We start from the raw sequence: 620 nt of genomic DNA, 5'->3' as shown, positions 1-620 counted from the left end.
GCTCCTGATGCCAAGGCATCCACCGTGTGCCCTAAAAAACTTGGCCACAAAAGATGCTCGCGTCCACTATGCAATTCACAAACAACAAACAGGAAAACCGCACCACATCCACCACCAGCACCCACACAACCCCGAAAACGAGGCCAGCAAGCCGGTATGGCAGGCGGACGGTCCCGCAGGCGAGAAACCGATCCCAGTCGAACCACACCCCACTCCCACACCCCCACAAAAAGGGGGGATAGGTCGCGGGGTGCGTCGACGGTCCGTTTCCTCAGGACCCAACAGTGTGCTCCAACCCCCAGAACCCCGCAGGACGACGTTCCCACTCCACCGCCCCCGAAGGGATGGTGACGGTACTGGCCGCACCCGGCGGCCTGGTGGTTGGAGTAGCCAGTGCTCCACTAATGAGCGTGCCGGTGGGTGAGACGTACGCTCACCAACACCGGGCTGGACACCTGCACCCACCATGGTTCCGGCCCCGCGAAGGGCTAGAGGTGGGGTGCGTGTGCCGGTGCTCCTTAGAAAGGAGGTGATCCAGCCGCACCTTCCGGTACGGCTACCTTGTTACGACTTCGTCCCAATCGCCGGCCCCACCTTCGACCGCTCCCCCCCTTGCGGGT

Annotated in this window: 1 rRNA gene; it reads right to left on the bottom strand. The window is 62.9% G+C overall.

The annotated features are described in order from the left end of the window. Positions 1 to 522 precede the first annotated feature (522 nt). Positions 523 to 620, bottom strand: a 16S ribosomal RNA gene (locus ABGB17_RS38850); the annotation flags it as partial.

The sequence above is a fragment of the Sphaerisporangium sp. B11E5 genome, assembly GCF_039871875.1.
Classification (GTDB): domain Bacteria; phylum Actinomycetota; class Actinomycetes; order Streptosporangiales; family Streptosporangiaceae; genus Sphaerisporangium.
Note: the sequence above shows the minus strand (reverse complement) of the source record. Positions and strands in the feature narration are given on the sequence as shown.